21 protein-coding genes are annotated in these 22,837 nt (G+C 66.8%); 18 read left to right on the top strand and 3 right to left on the bottom strand.

Annotated elements, in window-relative coordinates:
* Positions 1-12: 12 nt before the first annotated feature.
* Positions 13-783, bottom strand: a complete 771-nt coding sequence (locus CAL18_RS11560; protein ID WP_026639111.1) for an IclR family transcriptional regulator — start codon at positions 781-783, stop codon at positions 13-15.
* Between the two features lie 89 nt (positions 784-872).
* Between CAL18_RS11560 and CAL18_RS11555 the strand changes: the two genes are divergently transcribed.
* Genes CAL18_RS11555 through CAL18_RS11535 form a run of 5 tightly spaced genes read left to right on the top strand, consistent with a single transcriptional unit; the run spans position 873 to position 7,015 of the window.
* Positions 873-1,676, top strand: a complete 804-nt coding sequence (locus tag CAL18_RS11555) for an enoyl-CoA hydratase (RefSeq protein WP_094817881.1) — start codon at positions 873-875, stop codon at positions 1,674-1,676.
* Entirely contained in the window at positions 1,673-3,775 is a 2,103-nt protein-coding gene (locus CAL18_RS11550; RefSeq protein WP_094817880.1) for an acetate--CoA ligase family protein, read from the top strand. The genes CAL18_RS11555 and CAL18_RS11550 overlap by 4 nt, the downstream gene beginning before the upstream one ends.
* A gap of 15 nt (positions 3,776-3,790) precedes the next feature.
* Positions 3,791-4,759 carry a Bug family tripartite tricarboxylate transporter substrate binding protein gene (locus CAL18_RS11545; RefSeq protein WP_094817879.1) on the top strand — a complete coding sequence of 323 codons (969 nt, stop codon included), beginning with the start codon at positions 3,791-3,793 and terminating at the stop codon, positions 4,757-4,759.
* Positions 4,756-5,961, top strand: coding sequence for an acyl-CoA dehydrogenase family protein (locus CAL18_RS11540; RefSeq protein ID WP_094817878.1), 1,206 nt, complete (start codon positions 4,756-4,758; stop codon positions 5,959-5,961). Before CAL18_RS11545 ends, CAL18_RS11540 begins: the two co-directional genes overlap by 4 nt.
* Before the next feature lie 4 nt (positions 5,962-5,965).
* Positions 5,966-7,015, top strand: a complete 1,050-nt coding sequence (locus CAL18_RS11535; protein WP_094817877.1) for an acyl-CoA dehydrogenase — start codon at positions 5,966-5,968, stop codon at positions 7,013-7,015.
* Positions 7,016-7,021: 6 nt separating this feature from the next.
* On the opposite strand, the gene CAL18_RS11530 is transcribed toward CAL18_RS11535, so the two are convergent.
* Positions 7,022-8,599, bottom strand: coding sequence for a gamma-glutamyltransferase (locus tag CAL18_RS11530; protein WP_094817876.1), 1,578 nt, complete (start codon positions 8,597-8,599; stop codon positions 7,022-7,024).
* A 59-nt stretch (positions 8,600-8,658) separates the two neighbouring features.
* On the opposite strand from CAL18_RS11530, the gene CAL18_RS11525 reads away from it, so the two are divergent.
* The 9 genes from CAL18_RS11525 (at position 8,659) to CAL18_RS11485 (ending at position 17,989) form a co-directional block, all read left to right on the top strand.
* Positions 8,659-9,429, top strand: coding sequence for a spermidine synthase (locus CAL18_RS11525; protein ID WP_094817875.1), 771 nt, complete (start codon positions 8,659-8,661; stop codon positions 9,427-9,429).
* A gap of 110 nt (positions 9,430-9,539) precedes the next feature.
* Positions 9,540-10,289 carry a GntR family transcriptional regulator gene (locus CAL18_RS11520; protein WP_094817874.1) on the top strand — a complete coding sequence of 250 codons (750 nt, stop codon included), beginning with the start codon at positions 9,540-9,542 and terminating at the stop codon, positions 10,287-10,289.
* A complete protein-coding gene (locus tag CAL18_RS11515; RefSeq protein ID WP_026639102.1) occupies positions 10,240-11,541 on the top strand; it encodes a malonyl-CoA decarboxylase domain-containing protein in 1,302 nt (433 codons plus the stop codon). The genes CAL18_RS11520 and CAL18_RS11515 overlap by 50 nt, the downstream gene beginning before the upstream one ends.
* Before the next feature lie 6 nt (positions 11,542-11,547).
* The gene (locus CAL18_RS11510) at positions 11,548-12,342 is read left to right on the top strand and encodes an enoyl-CoA hydratase/isomerase family protein (protein ID WP_094817873.1); all 795 of its coding nucleotides are present in this window, start codon (positions 11,548-11,550) and stop codon (positions 12,340-12,342) included.
* Positions 12,343-12,347: 5 nt separating this feature from the next.
* Positions 12,348-13,889, top strand: coding sequence for a malonate--CoA ligase (locus tag CAL18_RS11505; protein ID WP_026639100.1), 1,542 nt, complete (start codon positions 12,348-12,350; stop codon positions 13,887-13,889).
* A gap of 155 nt (positions 13,890-14,044) precedes the next feature.
* A complete protein-coding gene (locus CAL18_RS11500) occupies positions 14,045-15,028 on the top strand; it encodes a Bug family tripartite tricarboxylate transporter substrate binding protein (protein ID WP_026639099.1) in 984 nt (327 codons plus the stop codon).
* Positions 15,029-15,227: 199 nt separating this feature from the next.
* A complete protein-coding gene (locus CAL18_RS11495) occupies positions 15,228-16,202 on the top strand; it encodes an ABC transporter substrate-binding protein (protein WP_026639098.1) in 975 nt (324 codons plus the stop codon).
* A 99-nt stretch (positions 16,203-16,301) separates the two neighbouring features.
* Positions 16,302-17,192, top strand: a complete 891-nt coding sequence (locus CAL18_RS11490; RefSeq protein WP_026639097.1) for an ABC transporter permease — start codon at positions 16,302-16,304, stop codon at positions 17,190-17,192.
* Positions 17,193-17,194: 2 nt separating this feature from the next.
* A complete protein-coding gene (locus tag CAL18_RS11485; RefSeq protein WP_094796854.1) occupies positions 17,195-17,989 on the top strand; it encodes an ABC transporter ATP-binding protein in 795 nt (264 codons plus the stop codon).
* 68 nt (positions 17,990-18,057) lie between these two features.
* Here the strand turns inward: CAL18_RS11485 and CAL18_RS11480 are convergent, their stop codons facing one another.
* Positions 18,058-18,861 (bottom strand): TOBE domain-containing protein, encoded by an 804-nt coding sequence (locus CAL18_RS11480; RefSeq protein WP_026639095.1) that lies wholly within the window; start codon positions 18,859-18,861, stop codon positions 18,058-18,060.
* A gap of 193 nt (positions 18,862-19,054) precedes the next feature.
* On the opposite strand from CAL18_RS11480, the gene CAL18_RS11475 reads away from it, so the two are divergent.
* From CAL18_RS11475 to CAL18_RS11460, 4 genes are all read left to right on the top strand, one after another.
* Entirely contained in the window at positions 19,055-19,645 is a 591-nt protein-coding gene (locus tag CAL18_RS11475) for a DUF4136 domain-containing protein (RefSeq protein WP_038852188.1), read from the top strand.
* On the top strand, positions 19,645-20,829 hold the full coding sequence (locus CAL18_RS11470) for a DUF3734 domain-containing protein (RefSeq protein WP_026639093.1): 1,185 nt from the start codon (positions 19,645-19,647) through the stop codon (positions 20,827-20,829). The genes CAL18_RS11475 and CAL18_RS11470 overlap by 1 nt, the downstream gene beginning before the upstream one ends.
* Before the next feature lie 181 nt (positions 20,830-21,010).
* Positions 21,011-21,394, top strand: coding sequence for a helix-turn-helix domain-containing protein (locus tag CAL18_RS11465; RefSeq protein ID WP_026639092.1), 384 nt, complete (start codon positions 21,011-21,013; stop codon positions 21,392-21,394).
* Positions 21,395-21,549: 155 nt separating this feature from the next.
* Positions 21,550-22,809 (top strand): efflux RND transporter periplasmic adaptor subunit, encoded by a 1,260-nt coding sequence (locus CAL18_RS11460; RefSeq protein ID WP_094796852.1) that lies wholly within the window; start codon positions 21,550-21,552, stop codon positions 22,807-22,809.
* Positions 22,810-22,837: the final 28 nt, after the last annotated feature.

The raw sequence follows: 22,837 nt of genomic DNA, 5'->3' as shown, positions 1-22,837 counted from the left end.
AATGGGGCCGGCTTACCCCTGCATGCCGTGTTGCCGCGCCCAGGCCTGGCATTCGCGCGTGAGCAACTGCCCCATTTCGATGCAACGCGCGCTGTCCAGGCGGCTGCTGATGGCGCCGAAACTGAAGGCCACCCAGGTCAGCGCCGACACCGGGAATGCCGCGCCTACGCCCGCCACGCCCGGCGTAATGCTGTCTATCGTGGTGGAATAGCCCGCCTGCCGCGTCTGCCGCACCATTTTCATCAACGCCGCGCGGCTGAGTCCCGCCTGTGCATATGACCCGGCGTGCCGCTGGTAGAGCGACGCGATCTCGTCATCGGGCAGCGCGGCCAGCAGCGCCAGCCCCCCGGCGCCCACACCCAGCAGACGCCGTTCTCCCTGGTCGATGGTGAATACCTTGACGGGGAAGCTGCCCGCCTCGCGCAGCAGGCAAAACGCGTAATCCCCTTGCCGTATCACCAGGAACACTGTGTCGCCCGACAGGCGCGCCAGCCGTTGCGCGAACGGGCGCAGGGCGTCCAGCAGCGGCGTATGGCGCAGCGACGCAAACCCCAGTTGCATGGCGTCTATCCCTAAACGGTAATGGCGGGTGGCCGGGTCGCGTTCGGCGAAGCGTTCTTCCAGAAGGCCGCTCAGCAAGCGGTGCGCGGTGGAGCGTTCCAGCCCGGTAAGGGCCATGACGTCCTGGAGCCCGATGCCGGTTTCCTGGTGCTGGGCCAGGACTCGCAGCAGCCCGAGCGCGCGCCGCATGCTTTGCGCGCCGGCTGTGTGCTTGTTGTTCATATTGTGGGAAATTAATGTCGATTATTTTGTATTTTAGGAATCATGGGCCTTAAATTCAATGCTCGAGGCAGCTGCATTGAGGAGACACCATGAACTATCAGACCCTGACTGTCGAACAGCACGGCGCGGTTCGCCGCATCAGCCTGGCGCGCCCGCAAGCCCGCAATGCGCAAAGCCAGCAGATGCTGGATGAACTGGATGACGCCCTGGCGGCGGCCGAGGCTGACGCCCAGACCAGGGTGGTGGTGCTGGCGGGGCAGGGCGCCCATTTTTCCGCCGGCCACGACCTGAAAGAGGCGCAGGCCAAGCGCGCCGACTTTACGGTTGAAGAGCGGTGGGAGTATGAATCGCGCCGCTATTACGGCTATTGCCTGCGCATCTGGGATTTTCCGAAACCCACCATCGCGCAGGTGCAGGGTGCATGCGTGGCCGGCGGATTCATGGTGGCCAACATGTGCGACCTGGTGATCTGCGCCGACGATGCCTATTTTTCCGATCCGGTGGGGCATACGCTGGCCGCGGCTGCAACCGAAGTGCTGATCCACCCATGGGTGATGGGGCTGCGCAAGGCCAAGGAGATGCTCTATACCGGCGAGAAGATCGAAGCGCAGGAAGCATTGCGTATCGGCATGGTCAACCGCGTGGTGCCCGCCGCCGAACTGGACCAAGCCGCCCTGGCGCTTGCGCAGCGCATCGCGCAGGCGCCGCCGTTCGGCCTGAAGCTGTTGAAGCGTTCGCTGAACCGCGCGGCCGATGCGCAAGGCTTTCGCACGTCGCTGGCGGCGCATTTCGACACGCACCAGCTGTCGCACCTGACCGAAGAATATCGCGCCGTGCGCGAGCGCGGCCTGGCGCAGGCGATCCAGCGCAACAAATCGGGCGGCTCGGCATGACGCATCGTCTGGAACCTTTGCTCAACCCCGCATCGATTGCGCTGATAGGCGCGAGCGACAACGCCGGCCGCATTGGCGGCCTGCCGCTGGATCTGCTGACGCGCTTCGGCTATGCGGGCCACGTGTACCCGGTAAACCCGAAGTACCAGGAAGTCTTCGGGTTGCGCTGCTGGCCCGATATCGAGTCGGTGCCGCAATCGGTCGATCTGGCCGTGCTGGCCATTGGCGCCGGCGACGTGACGCCGATGCTCAGGCGCTGCCACGCGCGTGGCGTGCGCGCGGCGATTGTGTACGCAGCCGGCTTCGCAGAAGCAGGAGAAGAAGGTACACGCCTGCAGCGCGAACTCGAGGAATTTTCGGCCGCATCCGGCATGCTGGTTGCCGGGCCGAATTGCATGGGCTTTGCCAACCTGAATACGCAGGCCCACACGGCCTTTGCATCGGTATTCAAGACCGCCCCCATGCAGCAGGAGCCGGGCATTGTCAGCCTGCTGACACAAAGCGGCAACGTCTGCGCGGCGGTGTATGCGCTGGCGCGGCGCCAGGGGCTGCCGTTTTCGCAGTTCATCAATACCGGCAATGAGGCGTGCATCGATTTTTCCGAGTATCTGGAATACCTGGCACGCGACGAGCATACCGAGATCGTGCTGGGTTACATCGAGCAGCTGCGCGATGGCGGCCGCTTCGTGCAGGCCTGCCGCGAGCTGCAGCGGCGCGGCAAATTGCTGATCGCCCTGAAGGCGGGGGCAACGGACAAGGGCGCCCAGGCAGTACGCTCGCATACCTCGGCCCTGGCGGGTGACCGGCGCGTCTACGGCGCCGCATTCCGGCAGCTGGACGTGATCGAAGCGCATGACTTTGCGCAGATGGCGCAGCTGGCGTATCTGGCTACGTTGCGTCATCGCAGCGCCGGGCGGCGCGTCGCGGTATTGACGATGTCGGGTGCGCTGGGCGCTATCCTGGCCGACCGGTGCATTGTGGCCGGCCTGGAACTGCCCGAGCTGCCCGCCGAGCTTCAACAGGTGTTGCGAGGCGGCATTCCCGATTACGGCATGGTGGGCAACCCGGTGGACGTGACGGGCAACGTAGTAAACGATCCGGGCTTCGTGCGCGCGGCGCTGGGCGCGCTGGCGACATCTGAGGCGGTGGATGCCGTGGTGGTGTATGCCCCGGGCTACATGCTGGACCGTATGGCGGATGCGCTGGCCGAGGTGGCGCGCGCGCATCCGCGCCTGTTCGCCGCGATCGACACCGGTGCGGCGCAGTGCCGGCAAGCCTTGCGCGACGCGGGCGTGGCCGTGTTCGATGATATCGGGCTCGCGGTGTCGGCGCTCGCGCCCTTTTTGCTTTGGTGCGACGCTCGCCGGCAACGCAACGGCAAAGAGCCCGCCGCTCTGGTCGAGGCCGACGCGCAGGCCGCGATCGCGCTGCCTTGCCACGAAGCGGCAGCGCGCGCTTACTTGCAGCATTTCGGGTTGGCGGATACGTCCCGGCATGCCCGGGATGCCGATCAGGCGGTGGCGCAGGCCGACGCCCTGGGCTACCCCGTGGCGCTGAAGATTGTCAGCGCGGATCTTCCCCACAAGACCGAGGCTGGCGGTGTGGCCTTGCAGCTTGGTGATGCCGACGCCGTGCGCAATGCCTACGATCGCGTTGTCGCTGCGGCCGCGCGCCATGCGCCGCGGGCGCGCCTGGACGGCGTGCTTGTGCAGCGAATGGAGCAGGGCGTGGCCGAACTTATCGTGGGCGCCACGCGTGATCCGGTGTTCGGCCCGGTGCTGACAGTGGGGCTGGGGGGCGTACTGACCGAGCTGTATCAGGACACGGCCCATCGGCTGCTGCCCATCGATGCCGACGAGGCCGAAGCCATGCTGCGGGAGCTGAAAGTATTCCCGCTGCTTGACGGCTACCGTGGCAAGCCCAAGGCGGACCTGGCCGCCGCATGCCGGGCAATCGTGGCCGTGGGGCAGGCTTTACTGGCCACGCCGCAGGCGGCGGAAATCGAAGTCAATCCGCTGCTGGTCAAGGAGGCCGGGCAGGGTGTCGCCGTGCTGGATGCCCTGATCCTGCCGATATCGCAGTCGTTCATCGATCCATAAACAGGAGGAGACATCATGCTGAAGAAAATGCTGGCCGGCATCGCACTGGCCACGACAACCATCAGTGCCGCAGCCTGGGCGCAGGGCGCCTATCCGTCGCAGCCAGTGCGCATCATCGTGCCGTTCTCGCCGGGCGGCGCCACCGACATCATGACGCGCCTGATCGCCGACCAGTTGAGCGGAGAACTGGGCCAGCCCGTCATCGTCGAGAACAAGCCTGGCGGCGGCACGATGATCGCGTCGGACTATGTGGCTCGCGCCCAGCCCGATGGCTATACGCTGCTGATGGCGGCGTCGTCGCTGGGAATCGCTCCCGCCATCTACACCAAGGTGAATTACGACCCGGTCAGGGACTTTGCGCCCGTGAGCCAGGTGGCGTCGGTGGTGCATATCCTGGAAGTGCATCCGTCTGTGCCGGTCAAGACGGTGGGCGAGCTGGTCGCATACCTGAAGGCCAATCCGGGCAAGGTCAGCTATGGGTCGGTGGGCACGGGCAGCTCTACGCACCTGGAGGCCGAGCTCTTCAAGCACATGGCCGGCGTAGAGATGGAGCATATTCCCTACAAGGGCAGCGCGCCCGCGCTGACGGACCTGGTGGCGGGCCGGCTGCAGGTGATGTTCGACGCCTGGGCGTCGTCCGGCCCGTTCGTCAAAGAAGGCAAGCTGCGGGCGCTGGCGGTCACCACGTCGCAGCCGTCGGCCTCGGTGCCTGAGTTGCCCACGGTAGCGGCGTCGGGCCTGCCGGGCTATTCGGCCATGCCCTGGCTGGGCCTGGTGGCGCCTGCCGGCACGCCGCCCGCCGCCATCGACGTCATCTACGGGGCGCTGGACAGGATCTTGAAGCGCGACGAGGTCAAGCGCAAATTCGCCGACCTGGGGCTGGACATTATCGGCAGCGATCCGCAGACCTTCGCGGCGTTCATCAAGCAGGACATCGGCACGTGGGCCAAGGTGGCGCGCGACTCGGACATCCGCCTGCAATGAGCGCCGCAGAACTTGATCCGCTCGCCCTGGACGGGCAGGCCGACGATGCCGCGTTCCGCGCTGCGCTGCGCGTCTGGCTTGCCAGCCGCTATGCGCGCTTTATTGCCGCCTGGCAGGGCGAACCCGACCCTGCCAGCCTGGATTTCCGGCAAGCCTGGGAAGACACGTTGTGCGCAGAGGGATGGTCTGGCATGGGGTGGCCGCGTGCGTACGGCGGGCGCGAACTGTCGTTGCAGCGGCAGGCCATCTTCCATGAAGAGCATGCGCGCTGCGGCGCCCCGCTGGGGGTCAACCTGATCGGTCATGGCATCCTGGCGCCGACGTTGCTGCACTTTGGCTCCGAGGCGCAAAGGCAACGGTTCCTGCCCGGCATTCTTTCCAATCGCGATGTGTGGTGCCAGGGGTATTCCGAGCCGGGGGCGGGTTCGGACCTGGCCGCCGTGCGTACGCGCGCCCAGGCCGCGCCGGGCGGCTATCTGTTGAACGGGCACAAGATATGGACCTCGTTCGCCGATCGCGCAGCATGGTGCTTTGTGCTGGCGCGTACGGATGCGCAGTCGCAGCGGCATCGCGGCCTGAGTTTTCTGCTGGTGGATCTGCGCCAGCCCGGCGTGCGGGTCGAGCCCATCCGGCAGTTGACCGGAGAGGCAGAGTTTTGCGAAGTCTTTTTCGAGAATGTGCACGTGCCGGCCGATTGCCTGCTCGGCGACGAAGGCCAGGGATGGAAAATTGCGATGGCGGCCGCCAGCTTCGAGCGCGGCACCTATTTCATCCCGCGACTGGTGCGCTTTGCGCAAGAGCTCGACCAGGTTCGCGCCCTGGCGCTGCGGGCGGACGCGTCGGGGCAGGCCCGCGCGGACGACGCCGCCGTGCGGCACCGGTGGGCCAGGCTTGCCGCCGATAGCCACGTGCTGGCCCTGAAATCGCGGCGCGCCTTGCAGGCCGCCCAGCGCGGCGACCCGCCCGGGCCCGAGGGGTCGTCCACCAAGGTTCACTGGAGCGAGGCGCACCAGCGGCTGCTCGAGCTGGGCCTGGACCTGCTGGGGCCGGACGCCTGCCTGGCGGGCGGCTCGGCGGGTCGCGAAGAACAAGGCCTGATGCGCGCCTACCTGTGGTCGCGTGCCGAAACCATACTGGCCGGCACGTCCGAAATCCAGCGCAACATCATCGGGGAACAGATACTTGGCCTGCCCAAGGGCTGATCGCATGGGATACGCCGAATTGAACGATATCGACAGCATGATGGAAGCGTCCGCGCGGCGCTTTCTCGATGAACGGCATCCGGCAACGGTTGCATGCCGCATGGCGGGCGACCCCGCGGAGCAGTCGGACCTGTGGGCCACGGTCGCACAACTGGGATGGCCGGCGCTGTTGCTGCCCGAGCCCGCCGGCGGCATGGGGCAGGGGCTGGGCGCCGCCTGGCCCCTGGCAGTGCAGGCGGGCCGACATTTGCTGACCGCGCCGCTCGTGGCCAACATGACTCTTCTGCAGCGGTTGCCGGCCGAGTCGCATGACGGCGGCAAGCTGGCGGCCTGGCTGGAACCCGTGCTGACGGGCAGTGCCGCGTACGCGCCCGCGCAACGTCGCCCCGACGGCAGTCTGCTGGTGGAATACGCCTTGGCGCAGAGGCAGGCGTTGGCATGGCGGTACAGCCAGGCCGGCATTCGGCTCGAATTGCACGGGCCGTGCGCCGGCCCCGCAGGCGTCGGCATCGACCCGACCGTCGGTTCACTGCGGCTCGCGGCAGGGCGGTCGGCTGATATCCTGGACGTGTCCATGAGCGATGGGCAGCGTGCCGCATGGCTGCAGGGCTATCGCCTGCTGCGCGCGGCGGAAATGCTGGGGGCGGCCTGGGCAGCGCTGGACGCGGCTGCCGCACACGCGCGGCAACGGCAGCAGTTCGGACGCGCAATCGGCGCAAACCAGGCCGTCAAACATCGGCTGGCCAACGACTGGATGGCGCTGGACGATGCCGCCTTGGCCGGCAAGGAAGCGGCGCGGCTGCTTGACGACGCCGCGGACCAGCCCGCCGCGCGCGCCTGCGCCGTGTTCGAGTTGCTGGCGCTGGAAAGCGCGCCGCGCGCCGCACAGCACGCAATTCAGCTGCATGGCGCGCTGGGCATCGCCTGGGAAAGCGGCATGCATTTGTACCTGAAGCGCGTGCTGCACATTGCCGCCATGCTGGGCGGCGGCCGGCGCCGCACCGAACTGCTCGACATCCTGTGGAACGACGGCGGCCAGGCCGCTGCGGCATGACGCCCGTCAGCCGCGCGGCGGCTCCGGCGCCACGTCACCCCATGGCGCCATGATTTCGGTGCAGCCTTCGTTCTCGCCGCCATCACGCAGCACGGCCGACGGGCAGGCATACGCATAGGGGTAGAAGGTGCGCGGCGCCTGTGCATGCGGGTATGCGGCGGCCACGGCCTGGTAGGCCTGAACGGGCAGGCCGGGATCCAGCGTCACGATGTCGGTGCTGGCGTCCAGCCGGGCATGGTGGAAGGCGTCTTCCAGGCTCATCCGGTAATCCACCAGGAACGACACCAGCTGCATGACGGCAGGCAGGATCTTGCGCCCCCCCGAGGCGCCCAGCGCAAAGCGGCGGCCGTCCGCCTCGCCGATCACGGGGCAGATATTCATCAGGCACCGCCGCGCTGGCGCCAGGGAATTCGCCTTGCCGGGTTCGGGATCGAACCACATGATGCCGTTGTTCAGCAGCATGCCGGTCGATGGCGAGACCACATGCGACCCGAAAGCCGACAGCAGCGTCTGCGTGACGGCGCACTGGTTGCCATGGCGGTCTACGACGCTGAAATGCGTGGTGCAGGCGGGCGTGCGCGGGTCTTCGTTGTCGCCCATGTTGGACAGCCGCCACCGGTATTCTTCGCGCAATACGTCGGCATAGGCGAGGAATGCACCGGCATCGGGCGCCTGCCCGGGTTGCAGCCGGGTCTGCAGGCGCTGCAGACAGCGGGCCAGGCTGGGGCCCGCCGTCATTTCGGGCGTGGCGTAGACCCGTCCGCCGCGATATGGAATAGACAGCGGCTCCTGGATCGACGCCCGATAGTCGCGCAGGTCTTGCGGGGTCAGGCATCCGCCCTTGTCCCGCACGTCGCGCGCCAGTTGCGCGCCGATGTCGCCTTCGTAGAATGCGCGTGGCCCGTCCTCGGCCAGGCAAGCCAGCGTGTCGGCGGCGCGGGCCATCATGATGCGCTGGCCCGCGGCGGTGGCCCACCCGCCGGTTTTGGGCCAGATGCCGTCATCCAGGAACATCTGCGCGGCATCGGCGTCGCGCGCGAGCCAGCGCGCCGAGCCCGCGATCATCAAGGTTGTGTACCAGTCGACCGGCAGGCCTTCGCGCGCCAGCGCAATTGCCGGCTGCAGCAACTCGCGCCAGGGCAGGCGCCCGTGCGTGGCATGGGCCAGCTCCATGCCCGCCACCGTGCCCGGCACCGCCACGGCGGTCGCGCCGCGCGCATTGCGGTCGTCTACCACCGCCGGCCAGGGGAACAGGTCGGTCGACACGGCGCCCGTGCCCGCCAGCGGATAGTGGGCGGGGTCGAGTCCCGCCGGCGACCGCATGCCGAAATACACCACCTGGGCGCGGTTCTGGTCTGCCCGGTACAGGGTCATGGCGCCGCCGCCCATCGGGCCGCTCATCCAGGGCTCGGCCACGCCGGCGGCAAACGACACCGCCACTGCGGCATCGACGGCGTCGCCGCCCGCAGCCAGCACCTGCGCGCCCGCTTCGGCCGCCCTGCGGTGTTGTGAGGCCACCAGTCCACCGGCGGTGCGAATGACGGTTTTACGTACGACTTGCGTGCTCGAGAGCGCGTTGGACATCGACATGGCTCCATCAACAGGGACAAGCCACAGGGTACCGCGCTGGCTACAATCGCGCGATGCCTGTCCGACCCGCTCCCCATACTCTCGACCAGCCCACGCTTTCTGAAGCCGACGGCATCCGCTATTTGCATTTCGGCACCGAATGGATCCAAGGCGCCATGCGCATCAAGACGCCCGCCGCCCTGGTGCTGGAATACACCGCGCAGATGATGGCGTGGCTGCTGTTTCTCGAGCCGCCCAAAGAACAATCCATCGGCCTGTTGGGGCTGGGGGCCGGTTCGTTGGCCCGCTTCTGCCTGAAACACACCCGCAGTCCGGTGGTTGCCGTGGAATGGAACCCGCAAGTCACGGCCGTATGCCAGATGTTCTTCCGCCTGCCGGCGGCAGAGCGCCTTTCGGTCGAGCACGACGACGCCGCCGCCTGGGTGGCGGACCCGCGCCACGCGGGTCTTTGCCCGGTGCTGATGGTCGACCTCTACGACGCTTCGGCGCGCGGGCCGGTGCGTGATTCCGTGGCCTTTTACAGTGGCTGCCGGCGCGTGCTGGGCGAAGTAGGGGTTCTGTCGGTGAACCTGTTCGGCCGGCACGAAAGTTTCGGCCGCAATATCGAGAACCTGCGCAAGGCGTTCGACGACCGCATCCTGTTGTTGCCCGAAATCGACGCCGGCAACCAGATCGTGCTGGCCTTCACCGGGCCGCCCCTGGCGGTCACACCCGCGCAATTGCTCGCCCGCGCCGAAGACGTAGAGGGGCAATACGGCCTGCCGGCGCGGCGCTGGGCGCGCGCCCTGATGCGCCACGCCGTGGACGGCATGCTGCATTTCTAGCCGCCCGCCACGGCGGTATCGGGATAGTACCTATGGCGCGGGGGCTTCCCGCGCCGGGGGGAGGTCGGTATGATGGGTGTTCATAATTATGAATTACGGCATCCCGCCTCATGACTGCTCCCATCGTCCGGCAAGCGCTGTACCTCGAGGTTGCCGACCGCCTGCGCGCCATGATCCGTTCGCACGCCCTGGCCAGCGGCGAATGGATAGACGAAACCCGGCTGACGGGCCTGCTCGGCATTTCGCGCACCCCCTTGCGCGAGGCGCTCAAAGTCTTGGCCACCGAAGGCCTCGTACGGCTGGAACCGCGGCGCGGCTGCTTCGTCAACGAACTGTCGCTGCAAGACCTCGAAGACATCTTTCCCCTGATGGCCATGCTGGAAGGGCGATGCGCCCACGAGGCCGCCATCAAGGCTTCGGACGCAGACCTGGCGGCGCTTGAACCGCTGCACCGTGCGCTGGCCGAACATGCCGCGGCCGGCCGCATCGACGCGTATTACGACACCAACGCCCTCATCCACGAAGCCGTGCAGGCGCTGGCCAGGAATCACTGGCTGTCGGACATGGTGGGCAACCTACGCAAGGTGCTCAGCCTGTTTCGCCACAAGAGCCTGGTATTGCCCGGCCGCATGGCCGACTCGTGCGCCGAGCACCTGGCGATCTTCGCGGCCCTGAAGGCCCGCGACCCCGAAGCGGCCGAAGCGCTGGCGCGCAAGCACCTGCTGCGCCAGCTCGACGCATTGCGCGTATTGGCCAGCCAGGCCGAGGCGGCGACCGAATCTTCCCCCACTTACACGCAGGAGCCCGCTCATGACCGCCCTAGACTCCAGTCCGTACGCACGCGGCACCCGGCAGCCTGAGCCGGACGTCGCCGTCGACGACAGCGCCGCGGCAGAAAGTGCCGGCCTGATGGCTCGCCTGGGGCGTTGGTGGGATCGCGGGCGCCTGCCGGGCGCCGCCGAGCTCCTGCCCCTGTTCCAGGCGCGCCTGACCGATGTCGCGGCCAACAAGCTGGCGCGCGGCTGGTGCAGCGGCTATACCGCAGCCGACAGCAAGCGGCGGCGCGAGCTGCTGGCCGGACTGGCCGGCGTCAGCGGCGGGCTGGAACCGCGCGGCGACCAGGGCCTGAGGCTTTTCAGGCGTTTCAACGCCTTGCCCGACGGCTTGCGTTTCCTGGTGGCGCTGCGCGCCGACATGCTGCGCTGGCGCAAGCAGGTGGCCGGGTTGCAGGCGCTGGAAAAAGACCTGGAATCGCTGCTGTCGGCATGGTTCGATGTCGGCCTGCTCGAACTGCGTCCGCTTACCTGGGATTCGCCCGCTTCACTGCTTGAAAAGCTCATCCTGTACGAGGCCGTGCACGAAATCCGGTCATGGGATGACCTGCGCCACCGGGTGGCGGCGCCCGACCGGCGTTGCTACGCATACTTCCATCCGCAGATGCCGGACGTGCCGCTGATCTTCGTCGAGGTCGCATTCGCGGCGCAGATCGCCGACAACGTGCAGACGCTGCTTGACACCAATGCGCCGTCGCACGACCTGGACAAGGCGCGCTGGGCAATCTTCTATTCCATCTCGAACACCCAGCCGGGCCTGCGCGGCATCAGTTTCGGCAACTTCCTGCTCAAGCGGGTAATCGAACGCCTGCTTGAAGAAGTGCCCAAGGTACGTTCGTTCGCCACTTTGTCGCCGATACCGGGGCTGGTCGACTGGCTGTCGCGCCTGACGGCGCAAGAGGTTGAAGACATTGTGCGCGATAAGGGTCGTACGCGCTCGGGCGCACCCGATGGCGCGCGGTGGGCGGCCCGCCTGTCCAAGGCGGCCACCGGCAAGCCGTCGGAAATCGTGCAGCGCACGGGCTTGAAGCTGGCTGCGCATTACCTGATGGCGATGAAAAACGGCCAGCCGCTGGATCCGGTGGCGCGCTTTCACCTGGGCAACGGCGCGCGCATAGAACGCCTGAACTGGGCGGCCGACACGTCGGCCAAGGGGCTGGCCCAGTCGTGCGGCATGATGGTGAATTACCTGTACGACCTGGATGACCTGGACGCGAACCTGGCCGAGCTGGGCGAGGGCAGGCCACGCGTCAGCCGCGGCATCGCACGCATCGGGTAGGGCGGCATGCAAGAGAAACCGACATCAGGGCAGGTATTGCTGGAACGCGAAGGCGAGCTGGCATGGGTCACCCTGTCGAACCCCGGCCGCCTGAACGCCATCAGCGTGGCCATGTGGGAACAGTTGCGCCACGTCTTTGCCAGCCTGGCCGCGGATGCCTCGGTGCGCTGCGTGGTCGTGCGCGGGGCGGAAGGTAACTTTGCCGCCGGCGCCGACATCCGCGAATTTCCTCAGGTGCGCGGCGACGCGCAACAGGTGCGCCATTATCACCAGCATGTGCTCGCGCCGGCGCTGGCCGCCGTCGCGCAATGCCCTCATCCCGTGGTCGCGCAGATCGAAGGGGTATGCGTGGGCGGCGGCCTGGAAATCGCCTGCCAATGCGACCTTCGCATCGCCGGCGCATCGTCGCGTTTCGGGGTGCCGATCAATCGCCTGGGTTTTCCCATGGCGCCCGACGAAATGCGCGGCCTGCTGGCGTTGGCTGGCCGGGCGGCCACGATGGCTATCCTGCTCGAGGGGCAGGTGTTCGACGCGGCCCAGGCGCAGGCGCTGGGGTTGCTGACCCGGGTGGTGCCCGACGCCGACGTGGCCTCCCAGGCGCGTGCCAGCGCCGAACGCATTGCGCGCGGCGCGCCGCTGGCCGCCCGCATCAACAAACGCCAGGCGCAAAGGCTGCTGCAAGGTACGCCGCTGTCCGAAGCCGACTATCAAGATTTCTTTTCTTATGCCGAAAGCCGTGACCATCGCGAGGGCGTCAGCGCCTTCCTGGCGGGGCGGCCGCCCGTATTTACTGGAGACTGAACAAGGTGAGCAACGCCAATCTGTATAGCGTGCTGGCCGGCGGTTTTCCGGCCGACCGCAGCAAGGTCGCGCTGGAGACGCCCGACCAGCAGTACACGTGGGACGATCTGGACCACGCCAGCGCCCGCATGGCCAATCTGCTGGCCTCGCTGGGCTTGCCCGAAGGCGCCCGGGTGGCCGTGCAAGTGGACAAGTCGCCCGAGGCGTTGCTGCTGTACCTGGCCACGCTGCGCGCGGGGTACGTATACCTGCCGCTGAACACGGCTTATCGCGAAAGCGAAGTGGCGTACTTCCTGGGCGACGCCGAGCCATCCGTGGTGGTGTGTTCCAGCAAGAACGCCGAATGGATGCGCAAGCTCGCCGAGCAGGCCGGCACGCAGCATGTGTACACGCTGGACGATGACCGCAGCGGTTCGCTGCTCGAGGCCAGCGCCGGCCTGGGCACGAGCTTCCAGGCGGCCGTGCGCGGCACAGACGACCTGGCCGCCATCCTATATACGTCGGGCACCACCGGCCGCAGCAAGGGGGCGATGCTCACGCACGGAAACCTTGCCTCCAATGCGCAGGTGCTGCACCGCTATTGGGGCTGGCGTTCCGACGATGTGCTCTTGCATATGCTGCCTATCTTCCATGTGCACGGCCTGTTCGTCGCGTCGCACGGCGCACTGCTGGCCGGCGCGCGCATGATCTGGCTGCCCAGGCTCGACGTAGACCAGGCGTTGCAGTATCTGCCGCGCTGCACGGTGATGATGGGCGTGCCCACCTACTACGTGCGCTTGCTGGCCGACGCGCGCTTTACCCGCGACGTCTGCGCGCGCATGCGCCTGTTCATCTCGGGTTCGGCGCCGCTGCTGATGGAAACCTTCAGCGAATTCCGCGAGCGCACCGGCCATACGATTCTGGAACGCTATGGCATGAGCGAAACCGTCATGCTGACGTCCAACCCCTATGATCCGGCCGACGGCGAGCGGCTGGGCGGCACGGTAGGCAAGCCGCTGCCCGGTGTGCAGGTGCGCGTGGTGGACGATGGCGGCGCGGAACTGGGCGAAGATCAGATCGGCAATGTGCAGGTGCGCGGGCCCAACGTATTCAAGGGATACTGGCGCATGCCCGAGAAGACTCGCGAAGAATTCACCGCCGATGGCTGGTTCCGCACGGGCGATGTAGGCCGGTGGGGCGGCGAATCGGGCGGGCGCAAGGTGCCCGGCGATTACCTGTCTATCGTGGGCCGCAGCAAAGACCTGATCATCTCGGGCGGCTACAACGTCTATCCCAAAGAGATCGAACTGATCATCGACGAGATGCCCGGCGTGCTCGAGTCTGCCGTGATCGGCGTGCCTCATCCCGATTTCGGCGAGGCGGTGGTGGCGGTGGTGGTGCCGCGTGCCGGCGCGACGGTGGACACGCTTGCCATGCAGGCCGAGCTGAAGTCGCGCATCGCCAATTTCAAGGTGCCCAAGCAGATCCACGTGGTCGAGCAGCTGCCCCGCAACACCATGGGCAAGGTGCAGAAGAACGTGCTGCGCGACACATACAAGGCCGCCTAGCAGAACCACGGGGAACGGCCGCGGGGCCGTTCCTTTTCCAACCTCGACAGAGGAGAAGATCCACCACACGAACCAGCCGACACAGCGTCCCGTAGCACCGTATAACAAAACTACATGCAAGCAGCCTCGCGAGCTGTTTTAACTGAGGAGATGAAATGAACCGCAACGCAATTCACGCGCTGGCCGTGGCGGCCGCGCTGAGCGTCAACCTGGCCCTGGCGCCCAGCGCCGCCGCCGCAGACTGGCCCGACCGCCCCATCACCCTGATAGTGCCGTTTCCCGCCGGCGGAGGCACGGACACCTTTGCCCGCCCGCTTGCCCAGCAGCTCAGCATGCAGCTGGGGCAGACCATGGTTGTGGACAACAAGGGCGGCGCGGGCGGCACTGTAGGCGCCGGCGTAGCTGCCAAGGCGAAACCGGATGGCTACACGTTCTTCATGGGCGGGGCGCATCACGCCGTGGCGCCGTCGCTGTACAAGAACCTGAGCTACGACATCCAGAAAGATTTCGTGCCGGTCGCGCTGCTTGCCCAGCCGCCGCAAGTCGTGGTGGTCAACGCGTCGAAGCTGCCGGTCAATAGCCTGCAGGAGTTCATCGAGTATGCGCGCAAGCGGCCGGGCGAGATCAACTTCGGCACGGCAGGCAAGGGCAGCACGCACCACCTTGCCGGCGAGCTGTTCGCCCTGCAGACCGATATCAAGCTGGTGGACGTGCCCTACCAGGGGGCGGGCCCCATGCTGTCGGCGCTGATCGGCGGCCAGGTGGACCTGGCCTTCGATGGCCTGGGTTCGTCGGCCGGCCATATCCGCGCCGGCAGCATCAAGCCGCTGGCCGTCGCCGCGGCGCAACGCTCGCCGTCGTTCCCGGACGTTCCCACGGTTGCCGAGGCGGGGCTGCCTGGCTACGAAGTATCGACCTGGTACGCGATGTGGGCGCCGGCGGGCACGCCCCAGCCCGTGGTGGACAAGATGATCGCCGAAGTGACCAAGGCGCTGAACACGCCCAAGATCAAGGAAATCTGGGCGGGCAACGGATCCACCATCCCCAGCGTCACGGGCGCGCAATTCGGCAGTTTTGTCGACAGCGAGATCGAGCGCTGGGCCAACGTGGTCAAGCAATCGGGCGTTACGCTGGACTGATCGTGCCGCTTGGCCCGGGCCTGCCGCGTCGGTGCGGCGGGGCCGGGCCCGGGGCGCGTGCACCATTTCAGGGATTTCCCGCGCCACAAAGCCGGCGCCAACACGTTAGACTACGCGGTTTCACCGGCTCGAGCGCCGACGGGAAGCCGTCGCGGGGCCGTGACAACAACGATACCTACACGGTGCAAGGAGTATCCCTATGCTGATCGGAAAAAAACATTTTCTGACGCTGGGCGCAGTGGCGGCGGCGCTGGCTATCCACGCTGTTCCTGCTGCGGCGCAACAAAAATCGGTGGCGGTGACCGCCATCGTCGAGCATCCGGCCCTTGACGCCGTACGCGACGGCGTGCAGGACGCCTTGAAGCAGGCCGGCTACGAGTCCGGCAAGAACCTCAAGTGGCAGTACCAGAGCGCGCAGGGCAATACCGGCACCGCCGCACAGATCGCGCGCAAGTTCGTGGGCGACCGTCCCGATGCCATCGTGGCCATCGCCACGCCCTCGGCCCAGTCGGTGGTGGCTGCCACCAAAGACATTCCGGTCGTATATTCGGCCGTAACCGACCCGGTCGCCGCACAGCTGGTGCCCTCCATGGATGCGTCCGGCACCAACGTCACCGGCGTTTCCGACCTGCTCGCGCTCGACAAGCAGATCGAGCTGATCAAAAAGGTGGTGCCCGACGCCAAGCGCGTGGGCATGGTGTACAACCCGGGCGAAGCCAACTCCGTGGTCGTGGTCAAGCAGCTGCAGGAACTGCTGTCGAAGTCCGGCATGTCGCTGGTAGAGGCCGCCGCGCCGCGCACCGTGGACGTCGCTTCGGCCGCGCGCAGCCTGATCGGCAAGGTCGATGTCATCTACACCAATACCGACAACAACGTGGTGTCGGCATACGAGTCGCTGGTCAAGGTCGGCAATGATGCCAAGATCCCCCTGGTGGCCTCGGACACCGACAGCGTCAAGCGCGGCGCCATTGCGGCGCTGGGCATCGACTACCATGACCTGGGCGTGCAGACCGGCAAGATCGTGGTGCGCATTCTCAAGGGCGAAAAGCCGGGCGCCATCGCATCGGAAACCAGCTCCAATCTGCGCTTGTTCGTCAACCCGGGCGCTGCTGAAAAGCAGGGCGTCACGCTGTCGGACGAGTTGCTCAAGTCGGCCGCCGAGGTCGTCAAGTAACAATGTGGCACGGCGGCCGGCGGGCCGCCGCGCTTTTTCACTGAACATACCCAAGGCTGCGCCCGCCGCGTTCACGAGACACGCCGGGCCCGACTCTCCATGTCCTTGTTTTCCTTGCTCGGCGCCCTGGAAATCGGTTTGATTTTCAGCCTGGTCGCGTTGGGCGTCCTGATTTCCTTCCGCCTGCTGCGGTTTCCCGACCTGACCGTGGACGGCAGCTTCCCGTTGGGCGGCGCCGTGGCCGCCACGCTGATTTCGGGCGGCATGGACCCGTTCCTGGCGACGATTGCCGCCACCGTGGCAGGGGCCGCCGCCGGGCTGGTGACGGGTTGGCTCAATGTGCGGCTGCGCATCATGGATTTGCTGGCCAGCATCTTGATGATGATCGCCCTGTACTCGATCAACCTGCGAGTCATGGGCCGGCCCAACGTGCCGCTCATCACCGAGCCGACCGTGTTCACGATTCTGCAGCCCGACTGGATCAGCGACTACGTGGCCCGGCCGCTGATTCTGGTGGTGGCGGTGATCATCGTGAAGCTGCTGCTCGATTGGTTCCTGGCCACGCAGACCGGCCTGGCCATGCGCGCCACGGGGTCCAATGGCCGCATGGCGCGCGCCCAGGGCGTCAACACGGGCGGGATGGTCCTGGCCGGCATGGCGCTGTCCAATGCGCTGGTCGGCCTGGCGGGCGCCTTGTTCGCCCAGACCCAGGGCGGCGCAGATATATCGATGGGCGTGGGCACTATCGTCATCGGCCTGGCCGCGGTCATCGTGGGCGAAAGCATCCTGCCGTCTCGCAAGCTGGTGCTGGCCACGCTGGCGGTCATTCTGGGCGCCATCGTATACCGGTTCTTCATCGCGCTGGCGCTCAATAGCGACTTCATCGGCCTGAAGGCGCAAGACCTCAACCTGGTTACCGCAGTGCTGGTCACCATCGCCCTGGTCATTCCCATGATGAAGCGCCGGCTGCTTGGCAAGAAAGGAGCCTGACCATGCTGCGCGCAGAAGACCTCAAAATTACCTTCAATGCCGGTACGCCCATCGAAACCCGCGCGCTGCGCGGCCTGTCGCTGGAGATTCCGAGCGGGCAGTTCGTCACCGTCATCGGTTCCAATGGCGCCGGCAAGTCCACGTTTCTGAATGCCGTCTCGGGCGACCTGCCCATTGATTCCGGCCGCATCGAGATCGAGGGCGCCGATGTCACGCGCGAGCCGGTCTGGCAGCGCGCCCGCCGCGTGGCGCGGGTATTCCAGGACCCCATGGCCGGCACCTGCGAAGACCTGACCATCGAAGAAAACATGGCGCTCGCGCAGCTGCGTGGCGCGCGCCGCGGCTTCGGCCGCGCGGTAAAGGCCTCGATGCGCGAGGGCTTTCGCGAACGGCTGGCCACGCTCGGGCTGGGGCTGGAAAACCGCCTCACCGACCGTATCGGGCTGCTGTCCGGGGGGCAGCGCCAGGCAGTCAGCCTGCTGATGGCGGCGTTGCAGCCTTCCCGCATCCTGTTGCTCGACGAACACACGGCGGCGCTTGACCCGCGCACGGCCGATTTCGTGCTGCAGCTCACTGCCCGCATCGTGGCGGAAAGCAGGCTTACCACCATGATGGTCACCCACAGCATGCGGCAGGCGCTGGACGTGGGTGATCGCACCGTCATGCTGCACCAGGGCCAGGTGGTGCTCGACGTGTCGGGCGACCAGCGCAAGGGCCTGGACGTGCCCGACCTGCTGGCCATGTTCGAGCGGGTACGCGGCGAGAAGCTGGCCGACGACGCGCTATTGCTGGGCTAGGGGAAAAGGCCGGGCCGCGTAGGCCGGGCCGCACGGGCCAGTTGCGGCACGGCCCGCAACCGGCCGGTTCAGGCAACGACCCCCAATATGACGCTGGACGCGTTGAATGCCGCCAGCGCCGGCAGGCCAGGCGCCAGTTCCAGGGCGCGCGCGCTGTCCTGGGTGATCACCGCGGCGACCGTTCCGCCGCCATCCAGGTCCAGGATCACTTCGCAATTCACTGCGCCTTCGCGCACCTGCGCGACGGTGCCGGGCAGTTGATTGCTGGCCGATATGCGCAGGCCGCCAGGCAGGGCGATCAGCACCGACGGCGCCTTGATGAGCGCAATCGCCTCGCTGCCCACGGCCAGGCCCAGTTCCGCCGTGCTTTCTTGCGTGATCGTGGCCACGACGTCGTGGCCGCCGCCGATGCGCAGCACGATTTCGTCATTCACCGCGCCGGGGCGTATTTCGGTGACCACGCCCAGCAGCTTGTTGCGGGCACTGGTTTTCAACATGATGCGCCTCATCAGGTTCAGGTTGCCGGCGTCGTCCAGGCCTGCCTGCGCCAGGTGCGCCATGATGCGCTGATGCTCGGCCTGCAGAGCCCTGAAGGTGGCCACCAGCTGGCGGGCGCGCGGCGTCAGTCGTGCGCCGCCTCCGCCTTTGCCGCCGGTGGCGCGCAAGACCAGCGGTTCGCCGGCCAGGTTGTTCATGGTGTCGATGGCGTCCCAGGCGCCCTTGTAGCTCATGCCCACGGCGCGCGCCGCGGCGCTGATCGAGCCGGTATCGTCGATCTGGGCAAGCAGGTCGATGCGGCTGCTGCCGCCCCAGGTCTGGGCGCCGGCGCGCAGCCAGATCGAGCCGTCGAGTTCAAGTGGGGCAGGGGACATGGCGGTCAGGAAAAAGCGTCGCGCATAGTTTAGCGGCGCGGCCCGTGCAGGGGTTGCCGATGGGTCCGGTGCGCCGCCCCGCCTGCCCACGCCGCGCCGCGTCCGCAGGACCTGCACAATGAGAATGAGATTGCATTGCAAGTTTGCCCGCTTCGCGGCATGATGCGCACGGTACTCACATACGGAGACCTTGATGAAATGCCATGCGTTCCTGCCCGCCCTGGCGGTCGCCAGCCTGTTGTCGGCCTGCGCCTCCGGCCCCACCATCCGTAGCGACTACGACCACAACGCCGATTTCGCTCAATATCGCAGCTTCGGCTTCATGTCTGCGCTGGGCACGGACAAATCGGGCTACAGCACGCTGCTCACCGAACGCCTGAAGACCGCGACGCGCAGCCAGATGGAAATGCGTGGCTACACCTATAACGAGCAGTCGCCCGACCTGCTGGTCAACTTCAACGCCAAGCTGCAGCAGAAAACCGAGGTCACCCCCGGCATGCCGATGCCCGTGCCGTACTACGGCTATCGCGCGGGCTTTTATGGCGGCTGGCCGGGCTACGGCTGGGGCAGCGATGTATATCAGTACAACGAGGGCACGCTCAATATCGACCTGGTCGACGCCCGCCGCAAGCAACTGGTCTGGGAAGGCGTCAGCGTCGGCGTCGTAGACAACGTCGCCCAGGCCAATTCGGCTTCCAGCGTCGAAGCCAACGTCGCCCAGATATTCAGCCGCTATCCGTTCCGGGCCGGCAGCGGTGTGGCGCAAGTGCCCGCGCCCAAGTAATGGCGCGGCGGAATCCGCGACACGGGGCGCGCAAGCCGGGCCAGGCCGCCTACGATACGGTGGCGCTGGTCCTGCAGGGCGGCGGGGCGCTGGGCTCATACCAGGCCGGCGTCTACGAAGGCCTGCACGAGGCCGGCGTGCGCCCCGACTGGCTGGCCGGCATTTCGATCGGCGCCATCAATGCGGCCATTATCGCCGGTTCGCCACCCGATGAACGGGTCGAGCGCCTGCGCGGGTTCTGGGAAAGCATATGCCGGCCCACCGGATTTTCGGCGCTGCCGTGGGGCGACACGATGGCGCGCATGTTCCAGGGCGTGCCGTTCGGCTACGGTTCGCCCGCCATGAATGCGCAGCTCGCCGCGTTCCAGGCCCTGACAGTAGGCCAGCCGGGATTCTTCCGGCCGCGCTACCCGCCGCCGTACTGGCTGCGCGGCGGGCCCGCAGCCACCAGCTTCTATGACACCGAGCCGCTGAAGGCCACCCTTGGGCAGTATGTGGATTTCGACCTGCTCAATCGCGGCGATGTGCGCGTCAGCCTGGGCGCGGTCAATGTGCGCACCGGCAATTTTTCCTATTTCGACAATACGCGTGTGCAGCTGCGACCCGAGCACATCATGGCTTCGGGCGCCTTGCCGCCGGGCTTTCCTGCCGTGGAAATCGACGGCGAACACTATTGGGACGGCGGTGTGGTGTCGAACACGCCGCTTGCGCACATTTTGTCGGCGCACCCGATGCCCGATACGCTGGCCTTCCAGGTCGACCTCTGGCCTGCGCGCGGCCCCTTGCCCACCAGCCTGGAAGAAGTCGCCGAACGTCAGAAAGACATCCAGTATTCCAGCCGCACCCGCGCTGTTACCGACATGTACAGGCGCGTGCTCAGGCTGCGGCGTTCGCTGCAGCGCCTGCTCGAACGCCTGCCCGAGCACGAGCGCAACAGCGCCGCGCTGGCCGACATCCGCGAGCAGGCCTGCACGCCGGCGGTCAATGTCATCAACCTGATCTACGAAGCAAAACACTACGAGCGCCAGTCCAAAGACTACGAATTCGGCTCCGAGGCCATGCGTGACCACTGGCAGAGCGGCTTGGCCGACATCCGCCGCACGCTGGCCGATCCGGCGGTGCTCGAACCTCCTTCGGCCGACGAGAGCTTCATCACTCACGATGTGCATCGGCGCCCCGACTGACCGGCGCGCAGGGCTTTGGTATCTGTAGTGGGTAACTTGGTCTGATTTCTGCAGGGGCGTGCCCGGGCGTCGCGCGACGCCCCGTACAACTCCGGTAGCCTTTCGGGCACACGGGCAACTCCATGTGATGTTGCGCCGCGCTTATTTCAACTCGTTGCCCTCTCCGCATTCCGAATTCCGCATGTCCACGCTTGCATCCGCTTCCCCTGTACCCGCCTTTCACCCGCCTGCGCATGCCGCGCAGGCCGTGGGCAGCGGCGCCGACGGCTGGTGGGGCCTGCTGTACCAGGGCTGGATACTCAGCACACCCGATGGCCAGCGCCTGCACCTTACAGCCGTCGAACGCGCATGCTTTCTGTGCCTGCTGGCCAGCCCGCAGCGCGAACTCACGCGAGACGCGCTCGCGCAGCGCGTTCCCCATGCCAGCATACGCACCATCAATGTCGCCATCAGCAGGCTGCGCAAGAAAGTGGCGGCGCTGGGCGCCGCATTGCCGTTGCACACGGTGCATGGCATGGGCTATGTATTCCTGGGCCACCTGATCGCCGAAGGCATGCCCTCATAGCCGGCATACAGGCCGCAATACAGCGCCATTGCGCGAAAAACTGCCGTTTTGCCGCAAAAATACGGTACAGTAACGGGCTTCTCGGACGCGTCTCCTGGTGTCCGATCCCGTGTGCACCGGCTGGCGTGCCCACGGTTCTACTCCGTGAGGAATCCATGCGTTTTTCGCCTCATCGTGTCTCGGGAATCGGGGCTGCCGCGCTTGTGGCGCTGGCTCTGGCAGGCTGCAAAGAACAGCCGCAAATGAACCCGGGCATGCCGCAGGTCAGCGTTATTACCGTTCAGCCCAAGCCCGCTTCCATCGTGTCCGACCTGCCCGGCCGGGTTGACGCCGTGCGCGACGCGCAGATCCGTGCGCGCGTGACGGGTATCGTCCAGCGTATCGAGTTCGAACAGGGCGGCGATGTCAAGGAAGGGCAGTTGCTCTTCAAGATCGATCCCGCGCCATACCGCGCAACGCGCGACCAGGCGGCCGCCCAGCTCAAGCAGGCGCAGGCCGATTTGTTCAGCGCCAAGGCCCTGGCCAATCGCTATGCGCCGCTGGTCAAGGCCAACGCCGTCAGCAAGCAAGAATACGACAACGCCGTGGCAAACAGCCGGCAGGCCGAAGCGGCAGTGGCTGCGGCCAAGGCCAATCTCGACGCCGCCGAGATCAACCTGGGCTACACCGATGTCACCTCGCCCATTGATGGCCGCATCGGCAAGCCGCTGGTTACCGAGGGCGCGCTGGTGGAAGGCACCTCGGCCACCCAGATGGCCGTGGTGCAGCAGCTCGACCCCATCTACATCGACTTCACGCAAAGCACGGTAGACCTGGCCAAGCTGCGCAAGGCTTTTGCCAGCGGACAGATGCAGCGGGTGGGCGATAACGCCGCCCGCGTCGAAGTCGTGCTCGAAGACGGTTCCGTCTACGAGCACGCCGGCAAATTGTTGTTCACCGGCATTACGGTCGATCCCACCACGGGGCAGGTCAACCTGCGCGCCGAGGTGCCCAACCCCGACAGCATTCTTCTTCCCGGCATGTACGTGCGCGTGCGCGTGAACGAAGGCATCGACCAGAATGCGCTGCTGGTGCCCCAGCAGGCGTTGCAGCGCACGGCCGATGGCCTGCAGAGCCTGATGCTGGTCAAGGACAACAAGGTCGAGCAAGTGCCGGTGACCACCGGTCCGGTCATCGACAACCAATGGCTCATCACCAGCGGCCTGAAGGGCGGCGAAGTGGTCGTGGTGGAAGGCTTCCAGAAGATCCGTGCGGGCGCGCCTGTGCAGGCCTCGCCGTGGCAGCCCGGGGCCAAGCCGGCTCAACCGGGGGCGGCGCAACCGGGCGCACAACCCGGCAAGCCGGCCGATGGCCAGGCCCAGCCCGCGGGCGACGGGGAAAAGTCCGCAAAACCGGCCGCGGGGCAGCCGTCCTGAACGGCACGCGGCCTTGCGCCGCATGCCG

The organism is Bordetella genomosp. 7 (assembly GCF_002261415.1).
GTDB lineage: Bacteria > Pseudomonadota > Gammaproteobacteria > Burkholderiales > Burkholderiaceae_B > Bordetella_A.
Note: the sequence above shows the minus strand (reverse complement) of the source record. Positions and strands in the feature narration are given on the sequence as shown.

Coding starts and splice junctions, on each gene's coding strand:
- CAL18_RS11560 (WP_026639111.1), bottom strand. CDS start 783: ATGAACAACAAGCACACAGCCGGCGCGCAAAGCATGCGGCGCGCGCTC.
- CAL18_RS11555 (WP_094817881.1), top strand. CDS start 873: ATGAACTATCAGACCCTGACTGTCGAACAGCACGGCGCGGTTCGCCGC.
- CAL18_RS11550 (WP_094817880.1), top strand. CDS start 1,673: ATGACGCATCGTCTGGAACCTTTGCTCAACCCCGCATCGATTGCGCTG.
- CAL18_RS11545 (WP_094817879.1), top strand. CDS start 3,791: ATGCTGAAGAAAATGCTGGCCGGCATCGCACTGGCCACGACAACCATC.
- CAL18_RS11540 (WP_094817878.1), top strand. CDS start 4,756: ATGAGCGCCGCAGAACTTGATCCGCTCGCCCTGGACGGGCAGGCCGAC.
- CAL18_RS11535 (WP_094817877.1), top strand. CDS start 5,966: ATGGGATACGCCGAATTGAACGATATCGACAGCATGATGGAAGCGTCC.
- CAL18_RS11530 (WP_094817876.1), bottom strand. CDS start 8,599: ATGTCCAACGCGCTCTCGAGCACGCAAGTCGTACGTAAAACCGTCATT.
- CAL18_RS11525 (WP_094817875.1), top strand. CDS start 8,659: ATGCCTGTCCGACCCGCTCCCCATACTCTCGACCAGCCCACGCTTTCT.
- CAL18_RS11520 (WP_094817874.1), top strand. CDS start 9,540: ATGACTGCTCCCATCGTCCGGCAAGCGCTGTACCTCGAGGTTGCCGAC.
- CAL18_RS11515 (WP_026639102.1), top strand. CDS start 10,240: ATGACCGCCCTAGACTCCAGTCCGTACGCACGCGGCACCCGGCAGCCT.
- CAL18_RS11510 (WP_094817873.1), top strand. CDS start 11,548: ATGCAAGAGAAACCGACATCAGGGCAGGTATTGCTGGAACGCGAAGGC.
- CAL18_RS11500 (WP_026639099.1), top strand. CDS start 14,045: ATGAACCGCAACGCAATTCACGCGCTGGCCGTGGCGGCCGCGCTGAGC.
- CAL18_RS11495 (WP_026639098.1), top strand. CDS start 15,228: ATGCTGATCGGAAAAAAACATTTTCTGACGCTGGGCGCAGTGGCGGCG.
- CAL18_RS11490 (WP_026639097.1), top strand. CDS start 16,302: ATGTCCTTGTTTTCCTTGCTCGGCGCCCTGGAAATCGGTTTGATTTTC.
- CAL18_RS11485 (WP_094796854.1), top strand. CDS start 17,195: ATGCTGCGCGCAGAAGACCTCAAAATTACCTTCAATGCCGGTACGCCC.
- CAL18_RS11480 (WP_026639095.1), bottom strand. CDS start 18,861: ATGTCCCCTGCCCCACTTGAACTCGACGGCTCGATCTGGCTGCGCGCC.
- CAL18_RS11475 (WP_038852188.1), top strand. CDS start 19,055: ATGAAATGCCATGCGTTCCTGCCCGCCCTGGCGGTCGCCAGCCTGTTG.
- CAL18_RS11470 (WP_026639093.1), top strand. CDS start 19,645: ATGGCGCGGCGGAATCCGCGACACGGGGCGCGCAAGCCGGGCCAGGCC.
- CAL18_RS11465 (WP_026639092.1), top strand. CDS start 21,011: ATGTCCACGCTTGCATCCGCTTCCCCTGTACCCGCCTTTCACCCGCCT.
- CAL18_RS11460 (WP_094796852.1), top strand. CDS start 21,550: ATGCGTTTTTCGCCTCATCGTGTCTCGGGAATCGGGGCTGCCGCGCTT.